The organism is Nocardia sp. NPDC060259 (genome assembly GCF_042728775.1).
GTDB lineage: Bacteria > Actinomycetota > Actinomycetes > Mycobacteriales > Mycobacteriaceae > Nocardia.
The window spans coordinates 92,406-104,536 of sequence record NZ_JBHXAY010000005.1 but is presented as its reverse complement, the minus strand read 5'-3'; the positions used below and the strand labels follow the sequence as shown (position 1 = coordinate 104,536).

At 68.1% G+C, this 12,131-nt stretch carries 15 protein-coding genes; 7 read left to right on the top strand and 8 right to left on the bottom strand.

Going from position 1 to position 12,131, the window contains the following annotated elements; all coding sequences use genetic code 11:
• Positions 1 to 5: 5 nt before the first annotated feature.
• Positions 6 to 734, top strand: a complete 729-nt coding sequence (locus ACFWF2_RS04145) for a GntR family transcriptional regulator (RefSeq protein WP_379304435.1) — start codon at positions 6 to 8, stop codon at positions 732 to 734.
• A gap of 3 nt (positions 735 to 737) precedes the next feature.
• Here the strand turns inward: ACFWF2_RS04145 and ACFWF2_RS04140 are convergent, their stop codons facing one another.
• Positions 738 to 1,628 carry an NERD domain-containing protein gene (locus tag ACFWF2_RS04140; protein ID WP_379304433.1) on the bottom strand — a complete coding sequence of 297 codons (891 nt, stop codon included), beginning with the start codon at positions 1,626 to 1,628 and terminating at the stop codon, positions 738 to 740.
• Positions 1,629 to 1,828: 200 nt separating this feature from the next.
• Between ACFWF2_RS04140 and ACFWF2_RS04135 the strand changes: the two genes are divergently transcribed.
• Together ACFWF2_RS04135 and ACFWF2_RS04130 are read left to right on the top strand one after the other, a co-directional pair.
• Complete coding sequence (locus ACFWF2_RS04135) at positions 1,829 to 2,374, top strand: carboxymuconolactone decarboxylase family protein (protein WP_379304431.1); 546 nt, start codon at positions 1,829 to 1,831, stop codon at positions 2,372 to 2,374.
• Between the two features lie 93 nt (positions 2,375 to 2,467).
• A complete protein-coding gene (locus tag ACFWF2_RS04130) occupies positions 2,468 to 2,845 on the top strand; it encodes a VOC family protein (RefSeq protein ID WP_379304429.1) in 378 nt (125 codons plus the stop codon).
• Here ACFWF2_RS04130 and ACFWF2_RS04125 read toward each other — a convergent pair whose 3' ends face one another.
• Both ACFWF2_RS04125 and ACFWF2_RS04120 read right to left on the bottom strand, forming a co-directional pair.
• Entirely contained in the window at positions 2,846 to 3,229 is a 384-nt protein-coding gene (locus tag ACFWF2_RS04125) for a hypothetical protein (RefSeq protein ID WP_379304427.1), read from the bottom strand.
• A 44-nt stretch (positions 3,230 to 3,273) separates the two neighbouring features.
• On the bottom strand, positions 3,274 to 4,122 hold the full coding sequence (locus tag ACFWF2_RS04120; protein WP_379304425.1) for an NmrA family NAD(P)-binding protein: 849 nt from the start codon (positions 4,120 to 4,122) through the stop codon (positions 3,274 to 3,276).
• 98 nt (positions 4,123 to 4,220) lie between these two features.
• Here ACFWF2_RS04120 and ACFWF2_RS04115 point away from each other — a divergent pair, with 98 nt between their 5' ends.
• On the top strand, positions 4,221 to 4,610 hold the full coding sequence (locus ACFWF2_RS04115; RefSeq protein ID WP_379304423.1) for a winged helix-turn-helix transcriptional regulator: 390 nt from the start codon (positions 4,221 to 4,223) through the stop codon (positions 4,608 to 4,610).
• Between the two features lies 1 nt (position 4,611).
• On the opposite strand, the gene ACFWF2_RS04110 is transcribed toward ACFWF2_RS04115, so the two are convergent.
• The 4 genes from ACFWF2_RS04110 to ACFWF2_RS04095 form a co-directional block, all read right to left on the bottom strand.
• Positions 4,612 to 5,232: a polysaccharide deacetylase family protein gene (locus ACFWF2_RS04110; protein ID WP_379304421.1), complete on the bottom strand. Its 621-nt coding sequence runs from the start codon at positions 5,230 to 5,232 to the stop codon at positions 4,612 to 4,614.
• A 215-nt stretch (positions 5,233 to 5,447) separates the two neighbouring features.
• A complete protein-coding gene (locus ACFWF2_RS04105) occupies positions 5,448 to 6,002 on the bottom strand; it encodes a L,D-transpeptidase (RefSeq protein WP_379304419.1) in 555 nt (184 codons plus the stop codon).
• Between the two features lie 244 nt (positions 6,003 to 6,246).
• Positions 6,247 to 7,647 carry a dihydrolipoyl dehydrogenase gene (lpdA, locus tag ACFWF2_RS04100; RefSeq protein ID WP_379304417.1) on the bottom strand — a complete coding sequence of 467 codons (1,401 nt, stop codon included), beginning with the start codon at positions 7,645 to 7,647 and terminating at the stop codon, positions 6,247 to 6,249.
• An 81-nt stretch (positions 7,648 to 7,728) separates the two neighbouring features.
• Positions 7,729 to 8,202: a MarR family winged helix-turn-helix transcriptional regulator gene (locus ACFWF2_RS04095; RefSeq protein WP_379304415.1), complete on the bottom strand. Its 474-nt coding sequence runs from the start codon at positions 8,200 to 8,202 to the stop codon at positions 7,729 to 7,731.
• An 89-nt stretch (positions 8,203 to 8,291) separates the two neighbouring features.
• Here ACFWF2_RS04095 and ACFWF2_RS04090 point away from each other — a divergent pair, with 89 nt between their 5' ends.
• From ACFWF2_RS04090 to ACFWF2_RS04080, 3 genes are all read left to right on the top strand, one after another.
• Positions 8,292 to 8,621 carry a rhodanese-like domain-containing protein gene (locus ACFWF2_RS04090; protein WP_379304413.1) on the top strand — a complete coding sequence of 110 codons (330 nt, stop codon included), beginning with the start codon at positions 8,292 to 8,294 and terminating at the stop codon, positions 8,619 to 8,621.
• A 93-nt stretch (positions 8,622 to 8,714) separates the two neighbouring features.
• Positions 8,715 to 9,752 (top strand): AraC family transcriptional regulator ligand-binding domain-containing protein, encoded by a 1,038-nt coding sequence (locus ACFWF2_RS04085; RefSeq protein ID WP_379304411.1) that lies wholly within the window; start codon positions 8,715 to 8,717, stop codon positions 9,750 to 9,752.
• A gap of 193 nt (positions 9,753 to 9,945) precedes the next feature.
• Positions 9,946 to 10,974, top strand: a complete 1,029-nt coding sequence (locus ACFWF2_RS04080; protein WP_379304409.1) for an NADP-dependent oxidoreductase — start codon at positions 9,946 to 9,948, stop codon at positions 10,972 to 10,974.
• A gap of 58 nt (positions 10,975 to 11,032) precedes the next feature.
• On the opposite strand, the gene ACFWF2_RS04075 is transcribed toward ACFWF2_RS04080, so the two are convergent.
• Complete coding sequence (locus ACFWF2_RS04075) at positions 11,033 to 12,004, bottom strand: dipeptidase (protein ID WP_379304407.1); 972 nt, start codon at positions 12,002 to 12,004, stop codon at positions 11,033 to 11,035.
• Between the last annotated feature and the right edge of the window lie 127 nt (positions 12,005 to 12,131).

The window sequence follows — 12,131 nt, the reverse complement described above, 5'->3', positions numbered from 1 at the left end:
CGCGCATGGGACGCAGCGGCTCAGGCGAGGGCATCCGGGTGCCGCTGGCCGAGCGCGTCTATGTGGCGCTGCGGGACGACCTCGCGACCGGCGCGCTCCAGCCCACCGAACGACTCCGCGCCGAACGGCTGGCCCAGCGGTACGGCGTCTCGCGCACCCCGGTGCGCGAGGCGCTGGCCAGGCTGCAGGCCGACGGGCTGGTGCAGCGCCACACCGACGGCCTCTATCCGTACCGCCTGCGCCTGGCGGAGCTGGACGAGCTCTATGAGCTGCGGATCGTGCTGGAAGCGCGCGGTTTTCAGCGGATCGACGCCACCGACTCGGTCCAGCCGCACAGTCCCGGCGCGCACGACCTGCCAGCCGTGCGCGCCGAACTGGATCGCTGGCGTGAATACCGGGACACCCCACCGGAACCGGGGCCCGAGCTGGTGGCGGCGGACGAGCGATTCCACACCGAACTGCTTCGGGCAGCGGGCAATTCGGCGCTCGCCGAGGCGCTGACAGCGGTGTACTTGCGAGTGCGCCCGGTCCGCACCATGGATGTGCCGAACGCCGAACGGGTCGCGGCGATGACCGCCGACCACATCACCATCGCCGAGCAGGTGCTGGCGGGCGAGCTGGACCAGGCCCTGCACACCCTCACCACCCATATCTCTTCCTCCCGCGCCCATGTCCGGGTGCGCACCGAGCAGGCGATCGCCTTCACCAAACTCGGTCGTGCCGTGCGGGATTGAGACTCAGCAGTCGTTCTGGAAGGGCCAGCACACCGTCGACTCCCTGCCGGCAGGCGTGCTGGGCGCCCTGGTCGTGGTCTGGGTGGTGTCCGAGGTCGTCCGCGGGTTCGGCGGATCGTTCAGCAGGGCTGACCCGACCACAAGGAACACGACGAATACGCCGATCAGGGCGGCCGCGAACACGATCAGCCCCGCCAGCTTTCCCCGCCGGGTCGGGTCCGCCGGTGGCGGCGCCTGGACCGGTTCGGTGAATCTGCGTGGCTGCGGCGGGATCGGCTGCTGCGTCGGACGGGTGCCGTCGAAACCGTCGGCGGCGAGGTCGGCACGCGAGGGTGCCAGGTCACCGACGCCCAGCGCGGTGCACGTGGTGAGTACCCGGTCGATGGTCCATTCGCGAGGTCCCGCGGAGAACCCCTCCAGATAGACCCGCAGCTCATGGGCATCGATGGTGTTCGCGACGAGCACATCCAGTCCTGGTCGCAGCGCGGTGCGCGCCGGTCGCACCACCACGCCCCGATAGGGCACCATCACCACCGCGCCGGACACGTGCCTGCTGTCCTGCAACGCCTGCTCCAGCGCCACCCGTACCGCGTGCACGCCGTGCTCGACCCGATCGGTCAGGCCCGCCGACTGCTCGGTATCCAGATCCAGCGGACTGTCACTGATCGTCCAGGTGCCCGCCGACACCGCGAGCAGGCCGCTCTGCCGTCGCCGGAACCCCTTCACCTCGACGACCGTGATCCCCCGCGGCGTCACGATCACCGCGCCCAGCCTGCGATCGCCCACCTGGCAATCGACCAGCGCGAGCCCCGTGCTCGGATAGGCGCGCAGGCATTCGACGAACTCCCGCTCGGCACCGGATAGCTCCGCACCCGGTCTGATCCGAACCAGCATTCCGATGTTCCCCTACCAGTGCTGCGACCTCACACCGCCGCTGGGCGCTGCGGTACCCACCGATCATGACGCGCAACTGTTGCGAAAACCACTGGAAACCAAAGAAAACCGGGACTCTCGCACAGTCGGCACCGAAATTCGATACCGGCGAGTACGCTCCGACTCGACCAGGCGACGTCGAGAAGGCAGGTGGACACCAGATGGCCGCAGCACCCCGACCTCGGGTTTCGCCGGGACGATTCGGCGAGCTCGGACCGATCAACTGGGTTGTCTGGCAAGTGCTTTCCCGCGCCTCGGGCACCGACGACGCGCATCTTTTCAGCACACTCGGGCGCACCGGCGGATTGTTCCGCGGCTGGCTGCATTTCTCCGGCAAGCTCATGCCGGGCGGGCGGCTGCCCCGCGCCGAGGCCGAGCTGGTCATCCTGCGCGTCGCGCATCTGCGCGAGTGCGCCTACGAGACCGACCACCATCGCCGCCTCGGCCGCAAAGCGGGCCTGACCGCCGTCGAGATCGACCGGGTCGGCACCGGCGCCGATGCCGAGGGCTGGACACCGCGCCAGCGGGCCCTGCTCACCGTCACCGATCAGCTCGTGACCACCCGGAATGTGGACGACGCGGCCTGGGCGGAGCTCGCCGCGCACTACGACGAACGGCTGCTGATCGAGATCGTGCTGCTGATCAACCAGTACGAGGGCCTGGCCGCCACCATCACCACCCTGCGGATCGATCGCGATACCTTCTAGAACTGTGACCCAGGTCATAGAGCGGAACCCGCACTCTCCTCGCCATCGTTAAGGCGTACAAAGTACGGAGTTCATCGCACCGAGGAGAACCGCATGCAGATCACCGGCTCAGCCATCTCGCTCAATGTCGCCGACCCGCAGGCATCGGCCCGGTTCCTGATCGACCACCTCGGGTTCACCGAGCAGATGGCCACGGACGGGTTCGTCTCCCTGCAACGCGCCGACGCCGGAATGAACGTCATCTACCTGCGCACCGGGCTGAGCACGTTCAAGCCGGCGCGGATCGCGGGCAGCGCGGGCGACGGCACCCTCGTGGTGTTCGTCGTCGACGACATCGACACCGAGTACGAACGCCTGCGCGGCGAGGGCGTCCCGATCGAGACGGCCATCGAGACCGAGGAGTGGGGCGAGCGCTACTTCCAGATGACCGACCCGAACGGGATCGTCATCCAGCTCGTGCAGTGGGTGTGATCAGCGGCGCGCGACCCGCAGCGCGGCCACGATCATCGGGATCTGCAGCGGCAGGCGCGCCAGCACACCGGCCTTGAACGCGCCGGACGCCTTCGGGTTGCCGACCACGTCGACGGCCATCTGGACGTTGGCCGGGAAGACGCCGACGAACAGCGCCGCGGCCAGCCAGCCGCCGAGGCGACGAGTGCGCGGCACCGCGAGTGCCGTCGCCACGCCGAGCTCGGCGACCCCGGACGCGTAGGTGTAGTTCCGCGGGTTGCCGGGCAGCTTCGGCGGCACGATGCCGTCGAAGGGCTTCGGCGCGACGAAGTGCAGGACACCCACCACGAACAGCAGCCCGCTCAGATAGGAGTGCGTGCGTCGACGGGGAGTTTCGGTAGCCACACCCGAACTCTGCCACACGGCTCCCCGTCCGCCCACCCCTGATCTCAGCCCAGAATCGCCCGGAACGCCTCGACAGCCGGGGTCACCGGGCGGCCGAGGAGCTTGGCCAGATCACCGGTGCGGACCTCGAGCAGTCCTTCGGCGATACCGGCGTCGGCGTCGGCCAGCGCCGTCGCCACCGGCTCGGGCAGACCCGCCTGGCCGAGGACAGCGGCGTAGTCGGCTTCGGCCAGATTCTCGTAGCGCACCGGCGTGCCGATGACCTCGGTGATCGCGGCGGCGATGTCCGCGCCGGTCAGCGCGGTGTCGCCGCCGAGTTCGTAGACGCGGCCCTCGTGGCCGTCGGTGGTGAGCACGGCCGCCGCCGCCTCGGCGTAGTCGGCGCGCGCGGCGCCGGAGACCTTGCCGTCACCCGATGCGCCCGCGAGCACGCCGGTCTGGGCGGCGTGCGCGGCGCCGGCGGCGTAGTTCTCCCAGTACCAGCTGTTGCGCAGCAAGACCGTCGGCACCGTCGCGGTCGCGAGAACTTCCTCGGTGCCGCGATGTTCCTGCGCGAGGATCATCCGGTTGTCCGGCGCGACCGGGATGCTCGTGTAGGCGAGCAGCCGCACACCCGCGCGCTCGGCGGCCCGGATGACATTGGTGTGCTGGGCGACCCTGGCGCCGAACTCGTTGCCCGAGATCAGCAGCACCCGGTCGACACCCGCGAGCGCGGCGTCGAGAGCGGCCGGGTCGTCGTAGGCGGCCTGGCGTAGCTGCGCGCCACGTGCGGCGAGGTCGGCCACCTTGGCGGGATCGCGCACGATCGCCACCGGCTGCTCCCCCGCCGCCAGCAGGGCCTCGACGACAAGCCTGCCCAGCTGTCCACTCGCTCCGGTCACCGCAACGGTCATGATCTTCCTCCAGGTTTCGCACTGATTTTCAGGTACTAACTATTCGTAAGCACTATCCATTCCGCAAGCGATCTGGTCAAGGGCGGTACGATCGCCCCATGAGCACGCAGCCCACGTCGACCGACGACGATCAGGCGCTGGAAGCCGACGTCTTCGCCCGTAACTGCACGTCGCGGCCCGTACTGCAGAATGTCGCCAGCCGGTGGGGTGTGCTGGCACTGGTGGCCCTACGCGAGGGCCCGTACCGGTTCAGCGCGCTGCGCCGACGGGTCGACGGCGTGAGCGAACGAATGCTGTCGCAGACCCTGCAAACACTCGAACGCGACGGCATGGTTCATCGCGAAGTGCTCGAAGCCATTCCACCGCGGGTGGAGTACACGCTCACCGAGCTCGGCGCGCAGGTGGCCGAGCGGTTGGAGTCACTGGTCGTGGTCCTCGAGTCCAATATGGACACCATCCGCGAAGCCCAGGAGAACTATCACCGCTGAGTCAGCGCGCGAGCAGGTCCGAGACGGTGACGAACCGGTAGCCCTGCGCGCGCAGGCCGGTGACGATATCGGGGACCGCGGTGGCCGATTCGCCGCCGTGCATGACGTGCAGCAGCACGATCGAGCCCGGCTCGGTCTGCGCCAGGGTGTCGGTGACGATCGCTTCGCGGGTGGCGCCACCCGCCGAGTCGGGTTCGACATCCCAGGTCACCGTGGTGCGATCGTGGTCGGCGAGGTAGTTCGGGAGAGACCAGAGTTTCTTGCCGTAGGGCGGACGGAAGGTGATCGGGCCCTGGTAACCGGTGCGGCGGATCTCGGCGTCGGTGCGTTCGATCTCGTCGCGCACGGTGTCGCCGGAGATCAGGACCATCCGGCGGTGGGAGTACGAGTGGTTGCCGATCTCGTGGCCCGCGGCCGCGATCGCCGCACCGTATTCGGGGTGGGCGGCCAGATCCTCGCCGACCAGGTAGAAGGTGGCGGGAACCCGCAGTTCGGCGAGCATGCGGAGAATCTCGGGCGTGCGATCGGTCGGCCCGTCGTCGAAGGTCAGCGCAACCAGCTTCTCGTCGGTGTCGACCCGATCGACCAGGGTGCCCGTCAGCTGATAGGTCCGCGAGTTCATCAACACATACACTCCGGCGACGACCGCCAGCACTACAACAACCCCCGCAGCCCCACCAACCAACCACCGACGCAATGTCTGTTCCGCCTCCCCGAGTATTCAAGCCAGACTAATGCGCGGGGCTGCGTCAGCGTTGGCGGGCGGTGGAAACTCACCGGGTCAGGTCAGCCCGTGCCCGGTGAGTTACCCATGTTCGTTCGTTTTTCGGGCGTCGCTTACACGATGACCTGGGTGATGTCGCCTGGGTTCAAGTAGTCGAAGAAGCGGTGGGCGCCGTCCTCGGTCATGCGCACACATCCGTGCGACTGCGAATTGACCGGGCCGACATGGAATGCCATGTCACCGTTGAAGAAGGTGGCCCAGCGCATCGGCGCATTGTGCATCGTGCTCCAGTGGAATTCCCGCTTGAAGGAAATCTTGGTCACCGCTGGCGGAGTTTCGTAACCGGCCATGCCGTGCGAAATCGGTGTCGGGCCGAAGATGACACGGCCGTTGTCGACCAGCCACGCCTCGTTCGTCGACAGCCGCATGCACGCCCTTGCCTCGACCACCGGGCACGGCGACGCGGTCGGAATGATCGAGGGAACGCCGGGAATATCGGGGCCACCGGGAAACAGTGGTTCGGCCATCGCGGGTGCCATCGTGCCGAATCCGGCCACTGCCAGCAACGCTGCAGAACGTACTACCCAACCGAGAATTCGCTTCACATCCGTTGCCTCTCTGCCCGCCTCCCCGCGCCTTCTGCCGGTCGTAGGGGACGCCAACAGCACGGTGCCGGGCTGGCGGTCACGAGGAAGTCAGCTTGTGGGCGTGCCCGGCGAGTTACCCATGTACTCACGAGATCAGGTGTAGCGACTAACAAGCGAACGAAGAACTACACGGATCATCGTGGACGGCACCCGAATCCGCCAAATCGCCGCCCGGATATTTGCCGAAAAGAAATACACGCGATTCGTGTCGCGGACATGACTGAGGGGCGGCCGCTCGGCGACCGCCCCTCGTGTCTTCGACCGATCAGAAGTTGATCATGTGGCCGGCGAGGCCGTGGATCGCTTCCTGCAGCGCTTCGCTGAGCGTCGGGTGGGTGTGCACGTTGCGCGCGAGCTCGTTGACGGTGAGGTCCCACTTCTGGGCCAGGGTCAGCTCGGGCAGCAGCTCGGAGACGTCGGGGCCGATGAGGTGGCCGCCGATGAGTTCGCCGTGGGTCTTGTCGGCGATGAGCTTCACGAAACCGGTCGGGTCGGCCAGGCCGTGCGCCTTGCCGTTGGCGGTGAACGGGAAGGTCGCGACCTTCACGTCGTAGCCCTCGTCGCGGGCCTGGGCCTCGGTGAGACCGAAGCTGGCGACCTGCGGCTGACAGAAGGTGGCACGCGGCATCATCCGGTAGTCACCGAGGGTCATGGTCTCGGCGCCCGCGATGGTCTCGGCGGCGACCACACCCTGCGCCTCGGCGACGTGCGCGAGCTGCAGCTTGGCGGTGACGTCACCGATCGCGTAGATGTGCGGCACGTTGGTGCGCATGTTGTCGTCGATCGCGATGGCGCCGCGTTCGAGGGCGACACCGGTGGTCTCCAGGCCGTAGCCGTCGACCCGCGGCGCGAAGCCGACGGCCTGCAGCACCTTGTCGACGGTGACGGTCTCGACCGCGCCGGACTTGTTGTCCTTGATCTGGACGGTGACCTTGGAGCCGTCGTCGTCGATCGTCTGCACGGCCGCACCGGTGGTGATGGTGATGCCGAGCTTCTTGTACTGCTTGGTGATCTCCTTGGAGACGTCCTCGTCCTCGTTCGGCAGCGCGCGATCGAGGAACTCCACGATCCGCACGTCGACGCCGTAGTTCTTCAGGACGTAGGCGAACTCCATGCCGATCGCGCCCGCGCCGACGATCAGGATCGAGCCGGGCAGGTCGCGGGTGAGGATCTGCTCCTCGTAGGTGACCACGTTCTCGGAGAGCTGGGTGCCCGGCAGCAGCTTGGTGGTGGTGCCGGTGGCGATGATGACGTTGTCGAACGTGATCGACTCGGTGCCGCCCTTGGTGAGGGCGACATCGAGCGAGTTCGGGCCGGTGAAGGAACCGAGGCCGTCGAACTCGTCGATCTTGTTCTTCTTCATCAGGAAGTGCACGCCCTTGACGCGCCCGTCCGCCACCTTGCGGCTGCGATCGAAGGCGGCGCCGAAGTCGAAGCTGACCTCACCGGAGATGCCGAAGGTCTTGGCTTCCTTGTGGAAGATATGGGCCAGTTCGGCGTTGCGCAGCAGTGCCTTGGACGGGATGCAGCCCACGTTCAGGCACACGCCACCCCAGTATTTCTGCTCGACAATCGCTGTTCGCAGGCCGAGTTGAGCGGCACGGATCGCGGCGACGTATCCGCCGGGACCAGCGCCGAGAACGACGACATCGTAGTGGGAAGTCACGACCCCGAGCCTAACTCTGTTTCGGGGAGTTCACCCACCCGTCCCCCACATAGGTGAGATGTGCGCGTGACCGGCGGCTGGTCACCGACGGCGCGGCCGTGGCGGGGCCAGATCGGTCGCGCCGAGCACCTTGCGCAGCGTGGCGGCCATGGCCTCGAGTTCGCCGGGTTCCGCCTGGGCGCCGAGGCGGCGTTCGATGCCGTCGAGGTAGTGCGGGGCCGCCTCGCGGAACCGCTGCCGTCCGAGGTCGGAGATGGCAACGAGCGCGGATCTGCCGTCGTCGGGGTTGGTCTCGCGAGACAGCAGGCCGTTCGATTCCAGTTCCGCGACAAGGCGACTCACCCGGGTACGGCTGAGGACGACCTTCTCGCCGAGGTCGCTCATCCGCATCGGCCCGGCGGCATCGAGCTCGAGGAGAACGTCGTACCAGGTCAGCGGTAGTCCACAGGCTTTGCGCAGTTCGGCGTCGAGCTCGGGGACGAGGGCGGCGTGCACCTGCAGCAACGCGGCCCACGCGGCGACCGCGGGACGACGGGACGGCTGTTCGTTCAGCACCACACCACCATAAACCACTTGCGTGCGTGCGCACACAAATAGTAGCGTGTGCACGCACATAAATTCTTTCGACGACTGAGGTGGACCCCATGACCGCACTCATCACCCGCGACGAACTGGCGAAGGAAATCGCGGCGAACACCGTGACCGTGCTCGACGCCCTCGGCCCCGAGTACTACGCCAAGGCGCACCTGCCCGGCGCCCTCAACCTGATCGAGGACGAGGTCGCCGACCGCGCCCCCGACCTGCTCCCCGACCGCGACGCGGCCATCGTGACCTACTGCTCGAACGCGGCCTGCGGCAACAGCCAGGCCGTAGCGAGCAAGCTGGAAGCGCTCGGCTATACCCACGTCCGCAAGTACCGCGAGGGCATCCAGGACTGGGCCGACGCCGGCCTGACGATCGAAACCTCGGTCTGACCACACGGCCGCCGCCCCGGCCACCTGGCATCGCCACGGTGGCCGGTCGCCGCGCGCCGGGCTCTCGGGGGTTGACGCACTAGGGTCGAGGAGGTGAGTGGTGCTACGTCGGCGGACGGGATCGGTAGCCGTCTCGACGGCACAGCGTCCACCCATCTCGTCCGGCTGCTCGTCCAGGCCGCGAGGGCGGCGGGCGCGGCGCAGGACCAGCTGGCACGCGTCCCCGGCACCGATGAGGTGACCCTGCGCGGGGAGCTCAACCGGATCCCGATGAGTTCATTGCTGCGGTTGTGGGAGTTGATCGCGCACGCGCGACCCGGCGCCGGATCGGGGGCCGCGATCGCCGCCGCCGCACCGCTCGGCTCACTCAACACCTGGGACTATCTGGTGACCACCGGTGCGACACTGGCGGATTCGCTGCGCGCGGCCCAGCCGTATCACCGCCTGGTCACCGCGGCCACCGAGGGCTTCGATCTGTCCGGCGACGGCGACCTCACCATCGGCTACCGGACCTCGGCCGGCGATCCGGCGGTGGCCTCGGTGGTCAACGAGTACGTGCTCGCCTACTACCTGCGCCGCGCGCGCGAAGCGATCGGCCGACCGCTCGTCCCTGCCCGGGTGAGCTTCGGCCACTCCGCGCCCGCCGACCGCACCGGGCTGATCGCCGTATTCGGCACCGCCGACATCGAATTCGACGCCGAGGCGGATGCGATCACCTTCCACGCCGACGACGCCACCGCACCACTCGCCCGCGCCGACCCGATGCTGTCCGACCTGATGCGCAGCCACGCCGACCTGGTCCTGGCCTCCGCCCGCCCGATCGCCGACCCCCTCGACGCTTTTCGCATCGCCCTCGGCGCAGCCCTGGACGCGGGCGACCCAGCTCTGCCCCGCGTCGCGAAGAGTCTCGCCATGAGCGAGCGCACCCTGCAACGCCACCTGGCCGAACACGGGACCTCCTGGCGCGACGAACTCGACCTGCTCCGTCACGAGCGCGCGAAAGACCTTCTGCGCCAGGGTCACAGCACCTCGACGGTGGCGCAGCGACTCGCCTTCACCGATGACCGCGCCCTGCGCAAGGCGTTCCACCGATGGACCGGCGCCGCGCCGACCGCAGCACGCGCACGGTGAGCCCACGCGGCCCGGCGGTACGACATCTCCACGCGCCGGGGCGCCGCTGACATGTCGAGCGTCCGGCACGCGGCGACCGTGTCGTGAACGGACCGGGTGGTGGCGTCAGCGGACCTGGGAGCGCGGACCCGGCCGCCATAACGTAGTCAGCACCGGAGAAAAACACCGGCTGACCTCGAAAGAAGGCTCGATCATGTCGAACACGACCACCGCAGCGCTGCCGACCTACACCCGCGAGATCCACCTGGCCGCCCGGCCGAACGGCGCTCCGGTGGCGACCGATTTCGCCCTCGTCGAGCGCGAGCTGCCCGCCCTGGAAGACGGCCAGATCCTCGTCCGCAACACCTGGATGTCGGTCGACCCGTACATGCGTGGCCGGATGGACGACAAAGAGTCCTACATCCCGCCGTTCGAACTCGGTGCGGCACTGGATGGTTCGGCCATCGGCGAGGTGATCGCCTCCCGCGCCACCGATATCGCGGTCGGCACCACGGTCTCGCACTTCGCGGGCTGGCGCGAACACGCCGTCGTCGACGCCGCCACCGCGACCCCGATCGACACGGAACTGGCCGCGCCGCAGCACTTCCTGAGCGTGCTCGGCACCACCGGCCTCACCGCCTACGCGGCACTGACCGACGTCGCCCAGGTCAAGCCCGGCGACACCGTGTTCATCTCGGCCGCCGCCGGCGCGGTCGGCAGCGTGGCGGGCCAGATCGCCAAGGCGCTCGGCGCGAAGCGCGTGATCGGCTCGGCGGGCGGACCCGCCAAGACCCGAAAGCTGCTCGAGGAGTTCGGCTTCGACGCCGCCATCGACTACCGCGCCGGCGATCTCGCCGGACAGCTCGCGGCCGCCGCTCCCGACGGCGTCGACGTCTACCTCGACAGCGTCGGCGGCGAACACCTGAAGGTCGCCATCGAGGCACTCGAGCAGCACGGCCGGATCGCCCTGGTCGGCGCGATCAGCGGCTACAACGGCGCCACCGCGGAGCAGACACCGGACCTCTACCTCGCGGCGACGAAGGAAGCCACCCTGCGCGGCATGCTGGTGACCAGCTACTTCCCGATCTTCGGCGAGTACATCGCCAAGGCGGCTGGCTGGCTCGCCGACGGCACCCTGCGCACCACCGAAACCGTCTATGAAGGCCTCGACCAGGCCCCCGCCGCCTTCCTCGGCGTCCTCACCGGCGCCAACACCGGCAAGATGCTCGTCCACCTGGGCTGACCCGAAGGCCCCGCCACACCGAACACCTCGGTCCGGCGGGGCCGAAGGCCGTCCGACGTCAGTCCCGCCAGACCTGACCCGCGACGCGCGCGAAATTGCCACCGAAGATGGCCGCGCGCTCGCCGGCGTTGAACCCACGGTCGGCGAGGAGATCGTCCAGGCCTGGCACCTCGGATTCTCCGAGCAGATCCTCGGGCGGTGTCCATTGCAGCGGACCCCACGCGGTGTAGGACTCCGAGAACGCGCCGGGGTTGTCGCGGATCTCGTCGTTGAATTCCTGGCCGTCGAACGAATAGTCCGAGCTGACCCCGATGTGCTCGATCCCGAGCAGGTCGACACCGTAGCGAATCTGATCCGCCATCGCCGCCACCCGTTCGGCCCGCGCATCAGGCTCGTTGTGCCCCAGGAAGATTCCCACGCCGTTGATGCCGATCACCCCACCGGTAGCGGCGCACGCGCGAGCCTGCTCGTCGGTGATATTGCGCGGGTGTTCCCACAGCGCGGCGAAATTGGAGTGGCTGTAGATCATCGGCACGGCCGTGTGCGTGGCGATGTCGAGACCGGTGCGCCGCGAACAGTGTGAACCGTCGGCGAACATGCCGACCTCGTTGAGCTTGCGCACCAGGTCTTTTCCATAGCCGGTGAGGCCGGTGTCCTCGGTGTCGAGACACCCACAGCCCGCCGCGTTGGCATGGTTGTAGGTGGGCAGCAGCGAGCGCACCCCGAGCCGGTAGAACATCTCGACGTTGTCCAGATCGCCGCCGAGCGGGCCGGAGTCCTCCAGGTCGAAGGCGAGGGCGATCGCGTCGTCGACGATATCGTCCAGGCTCGCCACCAGCCGAAACCGTGGATCGGCCGCCGCCTGTTCCCGGAACCGATGCAGCAGTACCAGCGAATCCTCGGTGGTCTGCGGCGAATAGCCCACATTGACCGACAGATACGACCCCAGCGGATACCGGGCGAGTTCGCCGATCCGCGCCGCGTGATGCAACGGCAGACAGCAATGCTGCTCCCACAGGAAGGGCGGCACGCTTCACCTCCGGTTCATGAGTCGTGACCTGCGATCCTACGTTTCGCAACACACCCGGAACCGGACCGACGCTAACGCTATGTCTGATTAGTCCGATTAATCAGTACTTTCCTCCCACTGCCCCGAA

Bases quoted from the DNA above. Each gene is read 5' to 3' on its own strand.
- ACFWF2_RS04135 (WP_379304431.1), top strand. From the start codon at position 1,829: ATGGCCGCAGCACCCCGACCTCGGGTTTCGCCGGGACGATTCGGCGAG.
- ACFWF2_RS04140 (WP_379304433.1), bottom strand. From the start codon at position 1,628: ATGCTGGTTCGGATCAGACCGGGTGCGGAGCTATCCGGTGCCGAGCGG.
- ACFWF2_RS04090 (WP_379304413.1), top strand. From the start codon at position 8,292: ATGACCGCACTCATCACCCGCGACGAACTGGCGAAGGAAATCGCGGCG.
- ACFWF2_RS04110 (WP_379304421.1), bottom strand. From the start codon at position 5,232: ATGAACTCGCGGACCTATCAGCTGACGGGCACCCTGGTCGATCGGGTC.
- ACFWF2_RS04080 (WP_379304409.1), top strand. From the start codon at position 9,946: ATGTCGAACACGACCACCGCAGCGCTGCCGACCTACACCCGCGAGATC.
- ACFWF2_RS04130 (WP_379304429.1), top strand. From the start codon at position 2,468: ATGCAGATCACCGGCTCAGCCATCTCGCTCAATGTCGCCGACCCGCAG.
- ACFWF2_RS04145 (WP_379304435.1), top strand. From the start codon at position 6: ATGGGACGCAGCGGCTCAGGCGAGGGCATCCGGGTGCCGCTGGCCGAG.
- ACFWF2_RS04120 (WP_379304425.1), bottom strand. From the start codon at position 4,122: ATGACCGTTGCGGTGACCGGAGCGAGTGGACAGCTGGGCAGGCTTGTC.
- ACFWF2_RS04115 (WP_379304423.1), top strand. From the start codon at position 4,221: ATGAGCACGCAGCCCACGTCGACCGACGACGATCAGGCGCTGGAAGCC.